The sequence below is a fragment of the Alteromonas sp. CNT1-28 genome (genome assembly GCF_022348345.1).
In the GTDB taxonomy this organism is placed as follows: Bacteria; Pseudomonadota; Gammaproteobacteria; order Enterobacterales; family Alteromonadaceae; genus Alteromonas; species Alteromonas macleodii.
Genome location: NZ_JAKREZ010000008.1, coordinates 38,571 through 59,481 on the forward strand (window position 1 = coordinate 38,571; position 20,911 = coordinate 59,481).

Sequence of the window (20,911 nt, forward strand, 5' to 3'; positions counted from 1 at the left end):
ATGCGCGGAATCATTCACAGCATTAGCCAATGGGCAGAGCACAAGTCTTCATGGCTTGTGCTTTTCGCCACGTCATTGGCATTAGAAATTGCTGCGCTTTACTTTCAGTATGGCATGGGTTTAAAGCCGTGCATTATGTGCATTTATCAACGAACCGCCATGTACGGTATTGTGTTGTCAGCACTTATTGTCGTTATTAAAAACAATGGCTTTACACGCATGCTTGGTTTCGCTGGTTGGGCTGTATCTGCAGGATGGGGCTTCTTAATTGCCAAAGAACACGTTGGCATTCTCAATGCTGCGAACCCATTTTTTGCCAGCTGCGAAATTGTGCCAAACTTCCCTTCGTGGTTACAACTTCACGAGTGGCTACCCGCTGTATTTGCTGCTGAAGGTGACTGTTTAGAAGATTCATGGCAGTTTTTGTCTATGGGAATGGCTGAGTGGATGCAGATTATTTTTGCTGCCTACTTTGCTGTATTCGCTATTGTGTTTGCATGTCGATTATTGGATAAGAAACCCTTTTGATCGACTTATCCATTCTACCGTCACGCCTACCTCCAATACATACTGAGCAAGGCCCCATTTCCATTCAGCGCATTGCGGAGAAACACTGCTATGCGCTTTGTGAGGCTGGGCAACAGTCTATCCATCACGTAAAACCTTGGTTTGGTTCAGCGGTTTGCCCTGTTACGCCTGCACTCTCCAAGCAGTGCATCGCCAACATGGAAAAAGCACGAGATACAGGCTATGGACTTACCTACTTGCTAATGCACGACGAAAAGTGCTTAGGTATGGGCATTATCAATCATATTCACCACACGCACCTTACCGCTAATCTTGGCTACTGGCTCAGACCAGATGCGTGCGGAAAAGGTTTAGCTACCGCGATTTGTGAAGCCTTGAAGAAGCTTGCGTTCTCTCAAATGAATTTGCATAGATTGGAATGCTTTATAGAGCCTAACAACAAGGCAAGTATACGTGTAGCAGAGCGAATTGGTGGTACAAAAGAAGGGCTTTGTCGCAAACGCGTATTCGGGCGCGATGCGTTGCTTTATGCGATTGTTAATGGCAATTAACGCGCGTTCTGCGCGTTAATCTAAGTCTTCTAAAGGCCAAATGGCTATATAGTCTTCAAAGTTATTTAAATCCACATCGGTTTCAAAAACAGTCTTGTTGCGTACCGACATGCCCTTTGCGTGCATCACGTGTTTCTTCCCCTTGTTTAACAATGGGTGCCACGACGGTATGCCCCTTCCCTCATAAAGGCGACGATAGGTGCAGCTATTTGGCATAAAAAAGATATCCTTCAGATTCTCTTTTGTCAGCTTCACGCAATCAGGCACCAGCTCTGTGCGCCTTTCATATTGGGTACATTCACATTTTTTTGTGTTCAAATACGTACACACAATATTGGTATAGTGAATCTTCTCATTATCGTTAATGTGGTCGGTCACTTCGTATTCTTCTACCGCGTCATCATCGATAAATTTTTGCAGACAACATTTACCACATCCATCACAAAGTGATTCCCATTCCTTTTGGGTCATCTCCTCTAAAGATTTGGTTTCCCAAAACGCTGCCGTCATTCTGCTATTACCTCAGTTTCCACGGTTAAATGATTGTCTAGCGTTGCAACAATCGTATCTTGCGAACAAAGCTTACCTACCCCTTTGGGCGTGCCTGTAAGAATCACGTCACCACTGTCTAACGTAAATATAGATGACATATGGGCGATAAGTGGGATGATTTTGTGCAGCATCAGCTCGGTATGTCCCTGCTGTCTAACCACCCCGTTTATGGTTAAGGTAAAACGCAGGTCTTCCAAGTTTTCTATTTCACTTAACGGCACAAAGCCTGACAGCGGTGCACTGTTGTCAAAAGACTTCGCTCTTTCCCAAGGCTGGCCTTGCTTCTTAAGCTCGGCTTGAACCTCGCGAAGGGTTAAATCGAGACCAAGTCCAATACCCCATATCGCGGCTTTTACGTCATCTACACTCGCATTCTTCAATGATGATTTTAGCAGCACAGCGACTTCAAGCTCGTTGTGACACTCGCCTTTGTCGGTAGGAATGGCAATAGGCTTCTGCATATAACATAAGGCAGCCTTTGGCTTCATAAACAGCAAGGGTGCTTCAGATACGGTAGAATTCATTTCTTGAATGTGGTCGAGGTAATTTCTACCTATACACACTACTTTACTAACGGGTAGTGATATTTCATTGCCTTGAGAATCGATGTGACGATAAGCCATTAGTAACCTCGTTTTATCCGCTCTGATAAATACCCAACCGAAACGCCAAAGTAAGACGAGCGATTCCACTTCATCAGTGTGTGAAAATTGTTATACACCAAGTAAATTCGGCCTTGCTCACCATCTGGCATAATAAGCGATGCACTGATTTCTGCATTGGGGAGTTCATTTCCGTTGTAGCGTTTGACGCCATTCTGCTGCCAAAAGGCCAACGGCTTCATGTTAGATTTCGCTAACCCTGAAAAAGGTACTGGTTTGGTTAGTATTACTTGGCGTCCCCACGTCCCTTCACTATCCCAACCTTCAGATGATAGATAGTTGGCGATTGACGCAAATACGTCTGCCTTGGTCCCCCAAATATCCTTTCTGCCGTCGCCGTCGTAGTCCACTGCGTAATTTAGAAAGGATATGGGCATAAACTGTGTTTGTCCCATCGCACCGGCCCAAGAGCCTTTAAGCGCCTCTACAGAGATATGCCCTTCATCTAGAATCTGAAGTGCCGCAAAAAAGTTGTCTTTAAACAGCTTTTCTCGTCGCCCTTCATACGCCAAAGATGCCAGTGCAGACAGCACACTAAAGTTACCCTGAATTTTACCAAAGTTAGACTCGTTACCCCACAGCGCAACAATAAAGCGTGCCTGAACCCCGTATTTTTGAGCAATTTCGTCAAGCAGTACTTTGTGTTCAGTGTACTGCTCAACCGCCTGCTTCACTTTCCAGTCGGGTACTCGCGTTGCTAGATAGTCATCTAACGTTATTTTTTTCTCTGGCTGGCTTTTGTCAGACTTGACGACCGTGGGCCTAAAAGTAATGTCAGCAAACGCCAAATCTAACTTAGTCTTATCTATGCCCTTTTCGGCCGCTTCTTTTTTCAGTTGAGCAACGTAGCTTTTGAAGCCCGTCTCGCTAAGCTCACTGTCATTACTTGGTTGATTTTCGGCATTAACCGCCAGTGAAAAGCTTAAGGTTATACTCGATAAAACTAGGGCAATATTGCGCGGTTGAGGAAATAAGCTACGATTTTTGCGCTTAGCTATAAAGGCAATTCGGCTAAATAAGCGGTTTAGAGTCTTTAATAACATGGATATTTAAAACTTCTTATCGGGCGTTTTTGAAAGCCCAAGAGATTCACGGTGTTGCTCTAGCAAATTATCTTCTTTTGGCGGCATTTGAAGGTAAAAGCCTTTTTCATTAAGCTCGTCGATAAGCTTTTGCTTGTCAACCAGGCCAAGTTTCTCACGCTTTTCTAGGGCGATGATAGTCACTAGCTCTGGGCGACCAAACTTCGCCATAAGCGGCTCCGGCACGTCTTCAAAATGGTCTTTCTTTGGCACGTACAAATACATGCCGTCTTTCTTTCGCGTTTTATAAACTGCGCATAACATAGAATTTTTACTCTTTCTTAATTCGTTTGTTTAGTTCTTTTGGGGTCACTATGCAGATTTAATTGGCCAGAGAACATACACCTCTCGCCAATACTGCTCACCCATTTTGCTTTTAAAGCACTATTGGGCCGGAGCGTCGCCAAGTAAGCGGGTTACGTGAGAGCGAAACAATGGCTCTCTCCACGTCGACAGTACATCGGGCATTAGTCCCTGCACGCGAGTCTCATCAACCGAAAACCAGTACCATTTTAACAGTTGATTCAGCTGTTTTTTAGAGGCAATAACGTCACTATTTACAGCATTGTCTTTCGCTATCTGGTCGCTGATAACTTTAAGCTCGGCCAACGTTTTTTTGTACTTGGCGATATCAATTAACCGCAGCACAACCGGAAGTCTGAGCTTTTCTGGCGTTTGCGCGTACTTTGCTCTTGCCTCTTCAATTAGCGTGATGATGGTGTCGCCGTAGCGGCGTACCGACTGATGATTCACGCCGTTAACACGCGAAAGGCCAGATTTACTATCGATAAGCCGCTGCGCCGCTTCAAACAAATGCCCTTCTTTGAACACAAAGTTTAGGGCCAGATCTTTTTTTCGTGCGGTATTCAAGCGCCATGCCGCTAGTGCCTGTAATACGGTGAGCTGCTCGCTGTTCAATCGCCAGTTATTCTTAATGCTTAAGTACGCAAAATCTTCAGGCATTTGAGCGCGCTTTTTATCAACTAGCAAAGCGATCTCTTGGTAAATCCAGTGCACTTTCCCCGCCTCTTGTACTTTACTGGCTAACTGTTGGTAGCAAGGCAGTAAATACAGCACATCATTCGCTGCGTAGCTCAGCTGCGCTTCACGTAGTGGTCTGGCTAACCAATCGGTTCGCGACTCCCCTTTGTCCAAACTGATATCACACAGCAACTCTACAAGCTTTGCATAGCCAAGTGACGGCCCCATGTCCAAAATACTTCCCGCAAGCTGCGTGTCGAACACAGGCGTTGGTACGGTATCAAAAGCGGTAAGGAACGCCTCAATGTCTTCAGAACACGAGTGCAGTACTTTTACGACTTCGGTATTCTCCATGAGATCGATAAATGGCTGCATATTGTCTATGGCGAGCGGATCAATGAGTACCAGCTGATGGCCATCATAGAGCTGGATAAGGCCTAAATGAGGAGTGAGGGTTTTCGTTCTTACGAATTCGGTGTCTAAGGCTACCGCCTCTTGACGCTGTGCGGCAGTGCACACTTTTTCGAGTTGTTCAGATGTTGTAATTAATTGATATTGCATATTTTTGCACAGTAATAAAAAAGCCGGCTTACGCCGGCTTTCACAAAACTATTTCAACGAAATTAGTCTCGAAGCTCCCGACGCAGTATTTTACCTACATTGGTTTTTGGTAAGTCGTCTTTGAAAACAACTTGCTTAGGCACTTTGTAACCCGTTAAGTGATTACGGCAATGCGCGATAACGTCTTTTTCAGTAAGTGAGTCGCTGTTTCGAACTACGAATAATTTCACAACTTCACCACTGACTTCATGAGGAACCCCAACCGCAGCTGCTTCAACAATGTTTTCATGCATTGCAGCCACTTCTTCAATCTCGTTAGGAAACACGTTAAAGCCTGAAACTAGGATCATATCCTTTTTACGGTCAACAATATAGAAGTAACCTTCATCATCTACCGTTGCGATGTCACCTGTGGCTAACCAACCGTCTTTTAGAATTTCTTCTGTTGCTTCTGGTCGGTTCAAATATCCTTTCATTACCTGAGGGCCTTTCACCCACATTTCACCAGGCTCGCCCTTTTCGACAGGGTTACCGTCGTCGTCAAGGAGCTTGATGTCTGTAGAAGGGACCGGCATACCGATTGCACCTTTATAAGCTTCAATCTGTGGCGGGTTAACCGCTACCACAGGCGAACACTCTGTTAGCCCATAACCTTCAAGAAGCACAGTACCGGTGACCTTTTCCCACTTTTCTGCAACAGGGCGCTGAACAGCCATACCGCCACCTAAACCAAACTTAAATTTGCTGAAATCAAGTTCACTGAATCCAGGCGTATTTAACAGGCCATTAAACAATGTATTTACGCCAGGTAAAATGGTAAACGGATATTTGCTAAGTTCGTTTACAAAAGCCGGCATGTCACGTGGGTTGGTAATAAGCAAGTTACGGCACCCGTATTTAACGAACATCAAGCAGTTCGCCAGTAGCGCAAAGATATGGTAAAGCGGAAGCGCGGTAACAACAAAGTCTTCGCCTTCTTCAATCACTGTTTCTAAGATACCTGACACTTGCTCTAAATTCGCTACCATATTGCGATGAGTAAGCATGGCACCTTTAGAAACACCCGTTGTGCCACCTGTGTATTGAAGAAACGCTAAATCACCGCTATCAATATCTGGGCGTTTATATTCAAGGGATTGCCCTTTTTTAACCGCAGACATAAACGATGTCGTTTCAGGTAGATTAAACGAAGGCACCATCTTTTTAACGTACTTCACTACTGCGTTCACGATCCAGCGCTTAGGTGCCGGAAGCATATCGCCTAAAGCCGTCAAAAAGACTTCTTGCAGGTTAGTATCTGCAATGACTTCTTCTAAAGTACACGCGAAGTTTTCAACGATAACGATGGCTTTTGCATTAGCATCATTTAGTTGGTGCTTTAACTCACGAGCTGTATAGAGAGGATTTACATTAACCACAACCATCCCTGCGCGCAGAATACCAAACATGGCAACAGGGTATTGAAGAAGGTTGGGCATCATAATTGCCACAGCATCACCGCGTTTTAGTCCGCTTGCTTGCAAATAAGCGGCAAACTGAGCTGATAAAGTATCTAACTCTTCAAACGTGATTGAATGCCCCATATTAATGAAGGCTTCTTTGTTTTTAAACTTCTTTACCGACTGCTCGAAAATGTCTACTACAGATGCGTAACGATCGGCATCAATTTCTGCGGAAACGCGAGGGTCGTAATGCTTAAGCCAGGTTTTTTCCACCAAAACCTCCTCTACTTTATTCTTATACTATTTTATAAGCGCATGGGGAGCTGCACTTATATAACTGGTCTGATAACTTGCGAATAGTATAGGATGTGTAAAAAAAAATAAACGGCACAATTTACAATTGCTCAACAAAATGACGAATTAATACCCCTACATCGTCAGTATTTTCCATGTGAATATGGTGGCCGCCTACTAATTGTTCGTATTGCGCATTTAAAAACCACCCCTTGCGATTGGGGAAAACAGTCTCAAGGTTTTTAAAACTGTTAGATGCACCAATAAAAAGAATTGGGCATACAATAGCACGCATTAGCGATTCTGCCTGCTTTTCTGTGAGTCTTAGTGTAGATTTTGTACGAAGCTTCGGGTCGCTCGACCAGAAGCAATGTCCCCCTGCATCTTGGGTCAAATTTCTCGATAAAATAGAACGCGCGTGTTCGGCAGGAATATCTGATACCTTGCACCTGGCTTTAACTGCGTCGTCTAAATCAACGATTCGCAGTTTATTTCGCGACTTCGCGTGACGACTCATTATTGCGTCACGCATTTGTGCTGCGGTTGTTTCTTCAGTTTCGGTAAGCGGCCCACAAGCATCAATACTTATTACAGCAGTGACTTTTTCCGGAAAAAGTGCGGCGAAAAGGCTCGCTAGTATTCCGCCGAGAGAGTGTCCTAATAAAATGACTTCTTCCCACTCTTGAGATTCTATAAGCGCATAAAGGTCTTGCAGGTAATCAGCTTGATTGTAATGTGCGCCTAGTGCACGGTGACCAGAACGACCATGACCAGCTAGGTCTAGCGCAATAAAACGGTGAGTTTGTAGGTAGGGTGCTAACAGCCGTAAGCTCTCTGCGTTATCCAAGTAGCCGTGTAAACCAAGTACGACTTTGCCGGCACCTTGATTATCTAACGCAGCTAAATGTAATGCCCCAATGTTAAATTCTGTTTCAATCATCTTTCATCCTTTGCGGCAATAAATCGCCGCGCGCTTTCCATGACCGTCCTAAAAATAAAAAAAAGGCGGCAATATTATGCCGCCTCCATGATGAGATTTTTACTTCGCTTTATCCTGCCTTGCGGGCTGTATCGTTGCCTTTGTCTTGCTTCGTGTAGACTTAGATTTAGAAGGAAGCGTGGCCTTGCTCGGCGCATTTTCGTAACGAATTACGCGCGTTCGATTAAAATGCGGATACATCCAAGGGCCATTGAAGCGATAAAAAGGTGAATACCAACCTGTGTGGTAATTGAAGAAGTAAGTATTTACATCATAAACCTCTTGCTTCCTCCACATGTGGTAGTCATCGGCAATGATCGTCGGATAAATGTAGGGCTGCTCACCCACCATGCCCGCAGTTGGAGCGGTAACTGTACCTAGAAACGTTGCCGCACGCCCTTCTTCAAAAACAATTGGGTCGACGAAGCCATCAATTTGTACTTTGAATCGACCCGACGTCTCTCCATTTGTTGAAGGCTTGCCATAATGATTTAGCGGAAAATGAGCGAGTTCAATGAACGTTTTGTTGGGCTTATTTTCAACACCAACAATCATTCCTCCCCATCTGGCCTTTTGGCCTTGCGCGTTCGCCCCCGACGTGACCGCTTTCGAATAGCTAACTAGCTGCGTTCCTTCAGGCACTTCTATGCTATCTGGGACTATTGTGCAGCCCGCAAATAAAAAGACTGTAAGTAAAACTAAATACCGAGACATCGACGAGCTCCTATAAATCCTAGAAAATGCTGCGTTTGAATAAAAGTCAGTCTACAAGCACTGGGTTGTTTAAAAAAAAGTGAAATTTCGATTACAACCCGCCTCTACTTTCATGTATCTCTTTATGAGAAAAAGAAAAACCGAATACCAACAACCAAACATTAACATTTATACGAATGGACAACCACTGCCGTTCAAACACTATGTCGCTTAAATGAGATAGATCATCCCAACCAACAATTTGTAGAGTATATACGGTAGGCTTTTGTTCAAAATACACAGCGGGTTTTAACAATTTGTTAAATTTATCTACGGTGTGAATTATGGTGCTTGGAATTGAACTACGCGTTGATGTCCACGCCGAACATAGATTGAATAGACTCGCGTTGCTGCTGCTTTTCAAAGCTTGTGTATGACGCTATGGCATTTTGAGAATACGTGTTGCCATCTTCACGAATAAATTGTTGGTACGCTTTGGCGTTATCCGTTCCCTGTTCGTCGGGCGCAACAACAATCGCCCTAGCAGACGATTCGCTTTGCCCTTTACTTTGCTGTTCAGGGTCTTTGTTAATTTTAGCGACACGGCCTTGCGAAGGTTCGGAAGACGGTACGGCGAAATTATTATTGATAATCATACAAAGTTAACTGAGGCAAGAATCGTACCATTGGGAAGCGAGCTTTAACCTTAAGACTCGCTCCTCTTTTCCCGTTGCTCGATTTATTTATTGTTAGTAATGGGCGCCCAATATTTGGCGGCGTGTCGTTACTCTCTGCCAGGTAATTTTTTCCACGTAACTTTATCGCGCAGATATACAGGTTCTACATTCACAGCGTCAGATACTTCGCCTTTACTATGTGCATCTATTGCAAGTTTAAGCATGTATTGCGCGTTTGGAAGTGTGATGTCAGACGCTACCTCACCACATACTTCAGACTTCCAGTTATCAAGCTCCTCGTAGGCAGACCAGCCGGTGCCAGCTGCAATTACAGTCGCGCCGTTTTCTTTTCTAAGTAATTTTAGCTGTTCAATAGCCAATTCGGGCGGACAAACTTGCTCTTCAGTGCAAAGTACAAGCCCATTTTGCGACTGAGAGTAAACCGCGAAGTACACTTCACCCATACGCGCATCAGACGCGACGGCAATCAATGCATCTTTATGCTGAGTTTTAGACGCTACTTCAAACGCCATAGCTTCAAGCGTACTCACGCCCGCTACTTTTAAGCCTGTCCCTAACGCTAAACCTTGAATCATTCCCGTCGCTATGCGAACACCGGTAAAGCTGCCTGGGCCTCGACCAAAAGCCAGTAAATCTAGGTCGCCCAGCGAAACCTTTGCTTCTTTTAACACCTCATCGACCATGGGAAGAAGTCGCTGACTATGCTGCTGAGGGCATATCTCGAAACGCGTTATGACGGTGTCTTTGAATTGAAGCGCAACCGAACAAGCTTCGGTTGCGGTGTCTATAGCTAAAATGTTCATGTTTATCTCTTATTTCATATAAGCTGAAAACGGGGCTAATGGCGTAATACACGTTAACCGCTTTTTCAGTGCTTTAACTTAGGCTTCATCAATGCCGGCTAAAAATTTTTCCACTTCGTCCAAGCTTCTTGTTCTTTTCATATCTGGCAAGCTTCCGACGAAGGTTTTGGCGTAAGGCTTCGTCACTAATCGATTGTCACATATAACCAGCACGCCTTTATCTGAAGGATCTCGGATGAGTCTTCCCGCGCCCTGCTTTAACGTAATAACAGCTTGGGGAATTTGAATAACACCAAACGGGTTTGCTCCACGTTTTTTTACATCTTCCATACGCGCTTGAAGCAGCGGGTCATCAGGTGACGCAAAGGGCAGCTTATCAATCATCACGCAAACCAAGTCGTTGCCGCGTACGTCTACTCCTTCCCAAAACGCGCCTGTGCCCATTAATACCGCTTTTTCATCTGCAAGGTACGCATCCAGCAATGCTTGCTTGGTGGTAGTCCCTTGCACCAGTAGCGGATTATCTATCTCATCTTCTAGCTTCTGCGCAATTTCTCGAAGCATAGCGTGACTAGTAAACAACAAGAAACATCTCCCGCGACTTGCTTTGATTAGCCGTTTGGCTGTTTCTAGCAAAGTTTCGCGCATAGCGTAGCTGTTTGGTTCTGGTAAATAGCGGGGCACGCACAGCATAGCCTGTTCAGGATAATTAAACGGGCTATCTAATCCTAACGTTTCTGCGTCTTCTAAGCCCATGCGGCGCTGAAAGTGATCAAAACCGCCGTTTACCATTAAGGTTGCCGAGGTAAAAATCCACCCGCGCGGTGGCGATGATACGAAACGTCTGAATTTAGCGGCAATTGATAAGGGCGTTAAATGCATAATGAGGTGGCGCTGAGTAGTTTCATACCACAAACTTACATTTTCTTGCTTATTGTCGCTTAACGCATCTAACTGCTCTCTTGCAGCCACAACACGTTCGTACATGTTGTCTAAATCTTTATCGCGGCCAATATGTAGCTTACACACTTCATGCAGTACACCCAGCGCTTCGGACAGCTTGCCCACCTGCATGCGCACGTCGTCACGGTCTAACGCCTCAGCCCAGTTGCCGCGTTCAGCCGTATCTGGGAATAATAACCGTAAGTCAGAGGCAATCATCCTGCATTTGTCAGCCGCTTTATCTAGCTGCCCAGCATCTTTTAGCACTGTTCTAAACAACAGCGTGATATCTTTCGCAATATCGTGAATTTGTCTTGTCGAAAGTGACTCGCCAAAGTAATCGCTGGCAATATCGGGAATTTGATGAGCCTCATCAAAAATAATCGCATCAGCTTCTGGGATAAGTTCGCCAAACCCTGTGTCTTTCAGTGCCATATCAGCAAAGAAAAGGTGGTGGTTTACCACAATAATATCAGCATCCAGCGCCTTTCTGCGCGCTTTTACCAAGTAGCAATCTTCATAATCTGGGCAATCGCGGCCCAAGCAGTTATCCACTGTAGAGGTAACCAGCGGTAAAACACGGGCATCTTCGGGAAGAGTTTTAAGCTCCCCCATATCACCTGTTTTCGTAATACTAGACCAACGTTTCACTTCTGAAAGCTGACCCAATACCTCTTTTTCAACCAGCGTAGAGTTGCCGCTGTGCTGCGCTACACGGTGTAGACAAAGATAGTTTGAACGGCCTTTTAACAGTGCAGTTTTTCGCTTGCTGCCTAAGGCCTTTTTTACCAGCGGTAAGTCGCGGTGAAATAGCTGCTCTTGTAAGTTTTTAGTCCCTGTAGAAACAATGGCTTTTCCGTCGCTCAACAATGCCGGAGCGAGATAAGCGAAAGTCTTTCCCGTTCCCGTACCTGCCTCTACTATTAAACTACCTGTAGTATCAATAGCGCGCTTAACCGCCTTTGCCATTTCAGTTTGAGCTTCGCGAGGTACAAACCCCTTGATAGCACCTGCAAGGAGGCCATCTGAAGAGAATACGTTATTTATTGTGGGCATGGTTTAAGCGCTGTCATTACTTTTCTACTTTAGGCCGCGCATTATGCCAAAAAGCCTATGGAATGCCCATTAAAGGTTTGCATTTTAGCGTCAGCATTTGCTACCTGACGCCTTTTAGAGTCAAAACAATTGTTAAATTTTTGATGAAAAGAATTTGTCTTCTAGAACAAAAAAATTAGCTTTTTAATCTTAACACTTAGGCGCAATATCCAGCTCGTAAATGTTTATACTCAACTATTCAACGAGGTAATTATGAAAGGTTTACGCTTTATAGGTTTAGGCTTAGTAGGTTTAAGCGCAATGGCGTTCTCTGTAATTGCAGCTGCGTCAGAAGAAGCACCTGCAGAGCTGGTAGCGGAATTAACCCAGTTCTGTAAAGAAATCGCTGAAGAAGAAGGTACAAAAGGCAAGTCGGAAGACGTATTTGTATTAGAGTGCGTAAATGATGAGCTAGAAGCTGAAGGTTACCAGAAACTGAAATCTTTAAACTGATCTATTAAGGTGAGTTACTGATTCACTTTAACTGAATGAATGATAAAGCCTCGCCAGTATTGGCGGGGCTTTTTTGTGCTCTGCTTTTGAAGTGCCTTTTCGAGTTCCCTAGCATTGTATATAGCAATGCATGCAACGGTGGCTTTAGTTAAACGCATCAGCGTTCAAAAAATGCATCAACCAAATCGGCGAGCGACTCCTCTAGCTCTTCTTCGAAAGCATCGATATCAATACCAAAGCTATCCATATATTTAGCCGCATTGTCACGGGAAAGTACGACATTTTTTATCTGGAATTCAAGCTCGGGCAGTGTCTTGTCGTAGCGGGGCTTAATGGTCCATCGCAAACAATGACCATGGTTGTCTTTTAGCCTTTTTTTGGCAAATACACAAAACTCCTCAACGTAGTCAGCACCTTGCGGCCCAAGACATCCCGGTTCTATGCGGTACATTACCAACAGCTTTTTATATAGCGGAAGTCGCGTTTCCATCACATCTTCAATTAGCTTAAAGAGTTGATTATCGGAAAGTTTGGAGGATTTTGCCAGCCAAGTAAGGGGAGAATGCGAGAAATTTCACACTCCCCCGTATCATTACTCTGCAAGTTCAGGATCTTTTATGAACAAGATATCCATGATGATTGCAGGATCCCACTCGCGCATTTCTGCTTCGCATTTCAGTCGAATTTCGTCTAACTCACTGATCGTTGCAATCGAGAATGCGTCATCCACGATAATGTGGACTAACAGATAGACATCCCTACCCCGCTTACTAATTCGCACTTCCACATGTTCGTATGGGACGTCAGCCAACGTTTTTTTGAATTTTTTCTCGATTACCGCCGAGATAGCTTCAGGCGGCGCTTTGTTAATTACTTCATTAAGGCTTTCACGCAAAATCTTAAAAGGCACCGGCAACATTGCCGAACCAAGAATAATCAATAAAACAGGATCAACGTACGGCGACAGTGTTCTATATTCCGTCAACTCTAACGCGTAGGCCAAAATAAAAGCGAACAAGATGGATGCACTTAGCACGCCGTCTATCATCCAAGTGTGAGAATCCACTTTTACTAAGTCGGACAGTAAATGCTTACCTTTTACTCGCATGTACAGAGAGATACTAAAACAGCCAACCGTTGCCACAACACCGTAGACCATACCAATACCATACTCAGCTGCGTGCCCACCTGCTAATAAACTCTGAACAGAGCTCGCGACGGCATACACACACGTGGCAATAATAATAAGCGACTTAAACATGTTTAGCGTAGGTTCAATTGCCGTGTAACCAAAGTGAAACCGGTCATCGTCAGGACGTTGAACCAAATTGGCCACTTTAAGCGTTAGCATTGACATAACAAAAGCGATTAACGAGTACGCGGCATCAAATAAAATAGCGCCTGAGCTCGTTAAAATGGCAAAACCAAGCGCAATAATGACAAATGCGCCGGCAATATAAAAAGAAAGCGTTAATAGACGCTTCTCTTCAAGGTGATGGAAGCCAATGTCCATGAAAATCACTTCGAAATTAAGGTGCGCGGATTCTACTCCTATATTTTAAAAAAAATAGTGCTTTAAATAAAATATTGCTATTTTTTTAAGCAATTCAGTGATACATAGCGCCTATATTATTTCGACTCAACGCACTGCGTTTTTAGCACCCGTTTTAAACTATGAAAATCGTTACCCATCCTTCTATAAAAAGTTACTTTGATGCTGATGAAAGCCGGCAGGAAGTCGAGCAGGCATTCTCTCGAGGGCTTGCTTATGCGGGCCATTCCCTAATGGTGCCAGAGAAGTTTAGCTATCAAGTACTGCCTCACTTTAACGACCGTTATGCGTTGTTTAATCAAGGTGAGAATTATGAACTTATATCCAATGTTTGCTTACATCGACAAGCTCAACTTCTTGAAGGGCAAGGCCGGGCACGCAGCATAGTTTGTAAACTCCACTGCTGGGGCTATGACAATACAGGCCAGCTTAAAGGTGCGCCCCACTTTAAGGATGCCCCTAGCGGTCAGTTGAAAAAGGAATCACTGTCAGTGTGGAACGGTCTTCTATTTCGAGGGCGCTCTCCTAATATGGGCTTATCTGCCCTTGGGCTTGAGGACTATCTCGACTTTACCGATTACTTTTACGCCGGTTCTGAAACGTCGGAATATCAATTTAACTGGAAGACATTTATCGAAATCTATCTAGAGAACTATCACGTGTACTCCATGCACCCTGGGCTTCGCCAGTTTGTTAAACCCGATGATTTAGAATGGTCGTTTGGCGATGATTTTTCAGTTCAAAAAGTTGGGCTAGGCGACCAGCTTACCAAGCGCACAACACCGCGTTACAGAGAGTTCCAAGACGCATTATTGGCACGATTTGGGCAAACACTTCCTCGCTTTGGCGCAATATGGTGCTTTTTGTACCCTAATATTATGATTGAGTGGTACCCAGATATTATTGTCGTCAGCACGATTTACCCCAAGGGCGCCGGCGCATGTGTAAACCACGTTGAATTTTATTATCCCGAAGCACTTTATAAAGATATGCCAGACTACTTTACAGCGGAAAAAGCGGCCTATATGGAAACAGCGGTAGAAGATGAAGAAGCCTGCCTATTGCTAGAAAAAGGTCGACGTGCACTTTATTTATCAGGCGAAGAAGAACACGGTCCTATAGAACCGTTTTTAGAAGCGGGCGTGGCGCACTTTTACGATTGGCTTGCTAAACAGTAGCAGTCTTAGTGCTCTAAATAGTGGTATTTCACAAAAAAGGAGTTTTGATGAACAATTACAAAGGGTCTTGTTTGTGCGGGTCGGTAACTTTTAAAATTGAGGGTGATTTTGACAGTTTTTATCTGTGCCACTGTAAACACTGTCAAAAGGATACAGGTTCGGCCTTCGCAGCCAACCTGTTTTCAAGTTCGGCTATGTTAACTTGGGCATCGGGTGTTGACGCTGTAGTCAACTTCACGCTAGAGAACACGCGTCATAGCAAAAGTTTCTGTAAAATTTGCGGTTCAGCCCTTCCTTGTACTCAACTCGGTGACATTCTAGCCGTACCCGCTGGATGTCTGGATACAAAACTACTGATTAAACCTACTGCACATATCTTCGGCGTAAGCAAAACTGCGTGGGAAGAAAGCTTAGAAACCATCACAAAATTTGAACGTTTACCGTAACAAACATTGAATACTCATTCGAAACCTAATGGCTTTATACTAAACAAAGTTCGCTGCTTGAATAACGGCAGGTCGATTGTTGCTCGCATTTAAAACATTCTCCGCTTAACGTGTTCCGTTTTTGTCAAAAATAGCGAGTAACTTTTTCAGAAAATTCTATAGATCTCACAATTCCGCCTGTCGTCACCCAACCTTTCAAAAAACATAAACCAATGATCTAAAGATACTTTATTGAAATGGCATATGCTGTGAATAACTCCATGTGAATACTCTCCTCCGTTTTTAAGCAGTATGGAGGCCGAAAAACCAAGGAGTTAGATATGAAAAAATTAACAATTGCTACACTAATCAGCGCCGCACTTTCTACTGCCGCGTTTGCCGGCAATGGTATCGAAAAAATAGACACCACATTTGCCGATTTGGATAACGATGACAACGGCTATATTTCACGAGAAGAAGCTGACGACGATGAGATTTATGCGCACTTTTCCAAAATTGATACCAATTCAGACATGCAGCTTTCAATTAAAGAGTTCAATGCTCATGTAACGAAGCACCCTCAACATTTCGATGACGACGTGCTTGCAACGGTAAAATCGATGAAAGAGAGTATGGGTACAGAAGGTACAATGGAAACGGAAGTTAAAGTTGATACTGATGTCGATGAAGTGGTTGCCGCGACGAAAGACAAAAGGCTGACTCACGAACTACGAGCTAAGACTGAGTTGAAGGCTAACGGAAACTTAGAAAAGACAAACGTTGACAAAGTCGCTGAAGATACTGTTGTTCACGATAATACGGTTATCGCAGATGAAGCGGTCATTGCGCGCAGTAAATTTGAGATGATGGACGCTAACAGCGACGGTAAGCTTACTAAAGCTGAAGCCTCGCGAAGTGGTGTAACACGTGATTTTGATAATATTGACGCAAATGACGATGAATTAATTACGCGTACGGAATTTAAGCGTTATCAGAGTAAGTTTGAAAGTAACTCAAGTGATAGTTCTGAAGAGTAATGACTAAGTGATGTTAGGGCCGCACGTGCGGCTCTTTTTCTACGTTTACAGCATGTTTTGGCCACGTGGCTTCAATGTTGTACACGGCAAGAACTTTCCTCAATAGTCCATCACTTTATCTAAGAGGGATTTTTATGTTAGCTTCCACAGGAATTAAAGGCCTACTTGCGTATCGAGCACTGCGAAAAATGAACAAGCCCAGCGCTAATACAACGCAAAATAAAGAGAACTTTATAACATCAAGCACTTTGAGCAAGGCGACAACACCTCCATCTGTCGTCGCCATTACGGGTTCTGCTTACGCGCTATCTAAGATGACGCATGCACCAAAGGTGCAGCGCTTTCTTTTAAAGTCGACGTTATCAGCTTCAGTGGCGGGATTATTTAACGCAGGGCTTAAACGTTTGATTGGACGAAAGCGCCCAAGAGCAGAGAGCAGCCCTGAGATAAAAGGCCCCGCATTGAAAGACAAATTTAACTCTATGCCATCAGGACATGCATCAGCAGTAGCCGCAGTGGCTGGTTCAATACCTCGTAGTTCTGGACCTTTATTGTTAGCGTCGGCGGCAGGCCTAGCTGCTACAGCAGTCATAGGAAAGTCGAGGACTAAGCGCGACGCGCATCACTTATCAGATGTTTTGGTGGGAAGTTGTTTGGGCTTTGGCGTGGCCTACGCGGTGTCAAAGCTCGAAAAGCCTGTTGAAGATGAAGTTGAAGGTCTTAAGCAAAGCTCTCATCTGCCGAATCGATTTAAATAACGCTAATCACGGAAATACGAGCTACGGTGTGTCCCCTTTCTTTTTTGGGAAGTGACACACCTATATTAGATGTAGTGCTCATATCTGATCTCACAGTTTCGGTGGATAGGTTTAGACTCAATCTAACAGGCAGCTATGAGCGTAAAGCGGACCTTGACCACAGCAAATGCGCTGGTCCGCTTCAGACAAACAGCAGACGTTCAGGGCTCTCTGCTCTTGATTCCGATATTTACCATAAGCGGAAGTTAATATGCTTTATTCTGACTGACTCTTCAGTGGCATAAAGCAGTTATTCAGACCACAATAGTCCACAGGATGCGCCTCCAAAAGCCGAATGTTGAATATTACAATTGATAACCAACCCTACAACTCCAAATTTTTATTACAAAGCGATTTACGAGCCACCTCCCCATTTTGTCAAAAGAAGTCGAATGATCGTCATGGGGGTAAGTAAATCCGGGGCATTGATTTATAAACCCAAATGCCCCAGTGCTGCTAATTCACCTTATAGTGAACGAGTCTATAGAGTACAGGTAGTACAACCAGAGTTAACAAGGTAGAGGATATGATCCCACCAATGACCACCGTTGCCAGAGGTCGCTGCACCTCTGCGCCAGTACCTACGTTAAGCGCCATGGGCACGAAACCAAGACTCGCCACTAACGCTGTCATCAGCACTGGCCGCAAGCGAGTCATTGCACCATCAATAATCGAGTTTACCAACTCGCCAGTCTCTTCCATCCTCTGCCTGATAAAAGACAGCATTACCAGACCATTCAATACAGCAATACCAGAGAGCGCGATAAAACCAATCCCTGCCGATATTGAAAGAGGCATATCTCTGATCCAAAGAGCAAAGATGCCGCCAGTTAATGCCAAAGGGACGCCTGTGAAAATTATCAAGGCGTCTTTGACTGAGCCAAATGCAATCACAAGTAATGCAAGGATCAGGAAAAGCGTTGCGGGCACAACCAAGCTCAGTCGTTGACTTGCACTTTCCAATTGCTCAAACGTTCCACCATAACTTATCCAATAACCACTCGGCAGTGCCACATTGGCTGCGATTTGCTCTTTAGCATCATTGACAAAAGAGCCTAAATCACGATCTCTCACATTTGCTGTGACGACGATACGGCGTTTTGCGTTTTCTCGACTTATTTGACTGGGTATATTGGTATATTCAAGCTCAGCCACCTCGGCGATTGGCACATACTCACCATCATTGGTCATGATGGGTATATTTCCCAGCGCTTCTAAATCATTGCGAATCTCTTCAGGATAACGAACAACAATCTCAAAGCGTCTGTCGCCTTCAAATACCAAACCAGCTTCTTTGCCGCCAACTGATGCACTTAACCACGTTTGCAAGTCAGTTACGTCTAAGTTGTAACGCGCCAGCGCATAAGGCTTCGGGTTCACCGTGAAGATGGGGATCTCATCTACTTGTTCTACTCGTGCATCAGCAGCGCCCGGAATATCTTGTAATACGGATAAAACATCACCAGCTGAATCCCGCAGCTTATCCAGATCATCACCATATATCTTGATCCCTAAATCTGCCCTAACGCCACTAATTAATTCGTTAAAGCGCATCTGTATAGGTTGCGTAAACTCATAGTTATTGCCGGGTACATTTTGAAGATCCCTCTCCAATTGCTCGACAAATTCCGTTTTCGATAATGCAGGGTTTGGCCATTCATCAATTGGTTTTAGCATTACAAAAGTGTCAGTGACGTTGGGTGGCATAGCATCAGTAGCCACCTCAGCAGTACCCGTTTTAGCAAATACGGTGTTTACCTGTGGGTATTGCATAATGACCTGTTCAAGCCGTTTTTGCATATCGACAGCTTGTTCAATTCCTGTGCCGGGCACTCTCATTGCATGAAGGGCTATGTCACCCTCATCTAGTTGCGGCACAAATTCAGAACCTAGGCGCATCCCAAACCAAACACTGATAACTACGAGTAATGTTGCTGCACCTACTACCAACCATCGTAATTTTAATGCCCACTCCAGTACAGGGCGGTAAACTGATTTAGCCCCAGTGATTATTGGACTCGCTTTTTCACTGACTTTGCCTGACATAAACATAGCAACAGCTGCGGGCACAATGGTGATTGAAAATACCATTGCCGCTAGCAATGCCAATATTACGGTAGCCGCCATTGGGTGAAACATCTTCCCTTCGACACCTGTTAAGCTAAAGATAGGAATGTACACAATCGTGATTATCATCACGCCAAATAGACTTGGGCGTATCACCTCATTCGTTGCCTCAAATACGACTTCCAGCCGTTCTTTAAGAGGCAGTATTGCACCCGTTCGCCGCTGCGATTCACTTAATCGCCTAATACAGTTCTCGACGATAATAACCGCTCCGTCAACAATCAGTCCAAAGTCTAACGCACCTAAGCTCATTAGGTTCGCGCTAACGCCCGTTTGTACCATGCCTATTATTGTGGCAAGCATGGCAAGTGGGATGACAGCGGCGGTGATAATTGCTGCCCGTATATTGCCCAGCAATAAAAATAAGACAACAATAACGAGTAGTGCGCCTTCAACAAGGTTTTTTTGTACTGTATTGATGGCTTTATCCACGAGCGTAGTGCGATCGTATACACTTTGGATAATTACGCCCTCTGGCAGGCTTGCTTGGATTTCATCCACTTTATCAGCCACGTCTAGCGCAACAGCTCGGCTATTTTCGCCTATTAGCATCATAGCTGTGCCCAACACCGTCTCTTGACCTTCTCGTGTTGCAGCGCCCGTTCTAAGCTCCTTACCGATGGCGACCTCTGCAATGTCACTTACCGTGACGGGAGATCGGTTTGTAAGCGTTACCACCACGTTACCGATGTCCTCAACGCTCGAAAGTCTCGCTTGTGAACGTACTAGTATTTGCTGGCCGTTGCGTTCAATGTACCCAGCGCCCTGATTAGCGTTATTTCGATTTAATGCCCGCAATAAATCGTCAGTACTAACGCCGTAATTAAGCATAAGTTGAGGATTAGGCTTCACATGATACTGTTTGGTAAACCCCCCAATAGCATTAACCTCTGTTACCCCTTTCACCAAGGCCAGTTGAGGTTTCACCACCCAATCGTGTAACTCTCGAAGCGCCATTGCATCAAATTTTCTGCCATCGACAGTTACTGTGCCGGGCTTCGCGCTAAGCGTGTACATGTAAATTTCACCCAAACCTGTGGCAATCGGCCCCATCTTAGGCTCAATACCATCGGGCAATTGGCTTTTGATAATGCCTAGCCGTTCGTTTATGAGGTTTCTGGCAAAATAGAGATCCGTGCCTTCTTCAAAAACGGCCGTCACTTGTGATAAGCCATAGCGCGATAGTGAACGTGTGTAGTCCAAGTTTGGTAATCCTGCCAAAGCGTTTTCTACCAAAAAGGTGATACGTTGTTCAGTTTCAAGCGGTGAATAACCTTCTGCTTGTGTGTTGATTTGTACCTGAACGTTGGTGATATCGGGTACGGCATCAATAGGCAGCTTTTGATAACTGAATAGGCCTAATCCAATCACCAAAAAGGAAAGCATCAGAAAAATACCGCGCTTTTCGATTGCGGTACGAATAATGGAAACTAGCATCTTAAACCTCCCTTAGAACTACACGCCATTTGACAGGGAAAT

Annotated in this window: 21 protein-coding genes; 7 read left to right on the forward strand and 14 right to left on the reverse strand. The window is 44.6% G+C overall.

Features of this window, described 5'->3' with window-relative positions; genetic code table 11:
• Positions 1-528, forward strand: a complete 528-nt coding sequence (dsbB, locus tag MHN02_RS07760; RefSeq protein WP_014976923.1) for a disulfide bond formation protein DsbB — start codon at positions 1-3, stop codon at positions 526-528.
• Positions 525-1,079, forward strand: a complete 555-nt coding sequence (locus MHN02_RS07765) for a GNAT family N-acetyltransferase (RefSeq protein ID WP_075177519.1) — start codon at positions 525-527, stop codon at positions 1,077-1,079. Before dsbB ends, MHN02_RS07765 begins: the two co-directional genes overlap by 4 nt.
• A 15-nt stretch (positions 1,080-1,094) precedes the next feature.
• Here the strand turns inward: MHN02_RS07765 and MHN02_RS07770 are convergent, their stop codons facing one another.
• The 11 genes from MHN02_RS07770 to MHN02_RS07820 all read right to left on the reverse strand — a co-directional run bounded on the left by MHN02_RS07770 (position 1,095) and on the right by MHN02_RS07820 (position 11,824).
• Positions 1,095-1,589: a YcgN family cysteine cluster protein gene (locus MHN02_RS07770; protein ID WP_014950000.1), complete on the reverse strand. Its 495-nt coding sequence runs from the start codon at positions 1,587-1,589 to the stop codon at positions 1,095-1,097.
• On the reverse strand, positions 1,586-2,254 hold the full coding sequence (locus MHN02_RS07775) for a fumarylacetoacetate hydrolase family protein (RefSeq protein ID WP_014976926.1): 669 nt from the start codon (positions 2,252-2,254) through the stop codon (positions 1,586-1,588). Before MHN02_RS07775 ends, MHN02_RS07770 begins: the two co-directional genes overlap by 4 nt.
• On the reverse strand, positions 2,254-3,336 hold the full coding sequence (locus MHN02_RS07780; RefSeq protein WP_239245397.1) for a lytic murein transglycosylase: 1,083 nt from the start codon (positions 3,334-3,336) through the stop codon (positions 2,254-2,256). Before MHN02_RS07780 ends, MHN02_RS07775 begins: the two co-directional genes overlap by 1 nt.
• A 6-nt stretch (positions 3,337-3,342) precedes the next feature.
• Entirely contained in the window at positions 3,343-3,639 is a 297-nt protein-coding gene (locus tag MHN02_RS07785; protein WP_014950003.1) for a YcgL domain-containing protein, read from the reverse strand.
• Positions 3,640-3,759: 120 nt separating this feature from the next.
• Entirely contained in the window at positions 3,760-4,917 is a 1,158-nt protein-coding gene (gene rnd, locus MHN02_RS07790) for a ribonuclease D (protein WP_239245399.1), read from the reverse strand.
• Positions 4,918-4,979: 62 nt separating this feature from the next.
• Complete coding sequence (gene fadD / locus MHN02_RS07795; protein ID WP_014950005.1) at positions 4,980-6,632, reverse strand: long-chain-fatty-acid--CoA ligase FadD; 1,653 nt, start codon at positions 6,630-6,632, stop codon at positions 4,980-4,982.
• 121 nt (positions 6,633-6,753) lie between these two features.
• Positions 6,754-7,593, reverse strand: a complete 840-nt coding sequence (locus tag MHN02_RS07800; protein WP_014976929.1) for an alpha/beta hydrolase — start codon at positions 7,591-7,593, stop codon at positions 6,754-6,756.
• A gap of 99 nt (positions 7,594-7,692) precedes the next feature.
• Positions 7,693-8,346 carry a Slp family lipoprotein gene (locus MHN02_RS07805; protein ID WP_014950007.1) on the reverse strand — a complete coding sequence of 218 codons (654 nt, stop codon included), beginning with the start codon at positions 8,344-8,346 and terminating at the stop codon, positions 7,693-7,695.
• A 341-nt stretch (positions 8,347-8,687) separates the two neighbouring features.
• Entirely contained in the window at positions 8,688-8,981 is a 294-nt protein-coding gene (locus MHN02_RS07810) for a hypothetical protein (protein WP_239245401.1), read from the reverse strand.
• A 128-nt stretch (positions 8,982-9,109) separates the two neighbouring features.
• Positions 9,110-9,826: a tRNA (adenosine(37)-N6)-threonylcarbamoyltransferase complex dimerization subunit type 1 TsaB gene (tsaB, locus tag MHN02_RS07815; protein WP_239245404.1), complete on the reverse strand. Its 717-nt coding sequence runs from the start codon at positions 9,824-9,826 to the stop codon at positions 9,110-9,112.
• A 78-nt stretch (positions 9,827-9,904) separates the two neighbouring features.
• Positions 9,905-11,824 carry an ATP-dependent DNA helicase gene (locus tag MHN02_RS07820; protein WP_239245407.1) on the reverse strand — a complete coding sequence of 640 codons (1,920 nt, stop codon included), beginning with the start codon at positions 11,822-11,824 and terminating at the stop codon, positions 9,905-9,907.
• A gap of 252 nt (positions 11,825-12,076) precedes the next feature.
• On the opposite strand from MHN02_RS07820, the gene MHN02_RS07825 reads away from it, so the two are divergent.
• The gene (locus MHN02_RS07825) at positions 12,077-12,316 is read left to right on the forward strand and encodes a hypothetical protein (RefSeq protein WP_039236345.1); all 240 of its coding nucleotides are present in this window, start codon (positions 12,077-12,079) and stop codon (positions 12,314-12,316) included.
• A gap of 157 nt (positions 12,317-12,473) precedes the next feature.
• On the opposite strand, the gene MHN02_RS07830 is transcribed toward MHN02_RS07825, so the two are convergent.
• Together MHN02_RS07830 and MHN02_RS07835 are read right to left on the reverse strand one after the other, a co-directional pair.
• Positions 12,474-12,806: a hypothetical protein gene (locus tag MHN02_RS07830; protein WP_131136647.1), complete on the reverse strand. Its 333-nt coding sequence runs from the start codon at positions 12,804-12,806 to the stop codon at positions 12,474-12,476.
• A gap of 102 nt (positions 12,807-12,908) precedes the next feature.
• The gene (locus MHN02_RS07835) at positions 12,909-13,829 is read right to left on the reverse strand and encodes a cation diffusion facilitator family transporter (RefSeq protein ID WP_014950013.1); all 921 of its coding nucleotides are present in this window, start codon (positions 13,827-13,829) and stop codon (positions 12,909-12,911) included.
• Positions 13,830-13,990: 161 nt separating this feature from the next.
• Between MHN02_RS07835 and MHN02_RS07840 the strand changes: the two genes are divergently transcribed.
• From MHN02_RS07840 to MHN02_RS07855, 4 genes are all read left to right on the forward strand, one after another.
• Positions 13,991-15,046 (forward strand): SRPBCC family protein, encoded by a 1,056-nt coding sequence (locus MHN02_RS07840; RefSeq protein ID WP_239245409.1) that lies wholly within the window; start codon positions 13,991-13,993, stop codon positions 15,044-15,046.
• Positions 15,047-15,093: 47 nt separating this feature from the next.
• The gene (locus MHN02_RS07845) at positions 15,094-15,492 is read left to right on the forward strand and encodes a GFA family protein (protein ID WP_239245411.1); all 399 of its coding nucleotides are present in this window, start codon (positions 15,094-15,096) and stop codon (positions 15,490-15,492) included.
• Between the two features lie 320 nt (positions 15,493-15,812).
• Entirely contained in the window at positions 15,813-16,508 is a 696-nt protein-coding gene (locus tag MHN02_RS07850; protein WP_187446644.1) for a calcium-binding protein, read from the forward strand.
• Between the two features lie 134 nt (positions 16,509-16,642).
• Positions 16,643-17,266, forward strand: a complete 624-nt coding sequence (locus MHN02_RS07855; protein WP_049587711.1) for a phosphatase PAP2 family protein — start codon at positions 16,643-16,645, stop codon at positions 17,264-17,266.
• Between the two features lie 495 nt (positions 17,267-17,761).
• Here the strand turns inward: MHN02_RS07855 and MHN02_RS07860 are convergent, their stop codons facing one another.
• Positions 17,762-20,869 carry a CusA/CzcA family heavy metal efflux RND transporter gene (locus tag MHN02_RS07860; RefSeq protein WP_032096159.1) on the reverse strand — a complete coding sequence of 1,036 codons (3,108 nt, stop codon included), beginning with the start codon at positions 20,867-20,869 and terminating at the stop codon, positions 17,762-17,764.
• Positions 20,870-20,911: the final 42 nt, after the last annotated feature.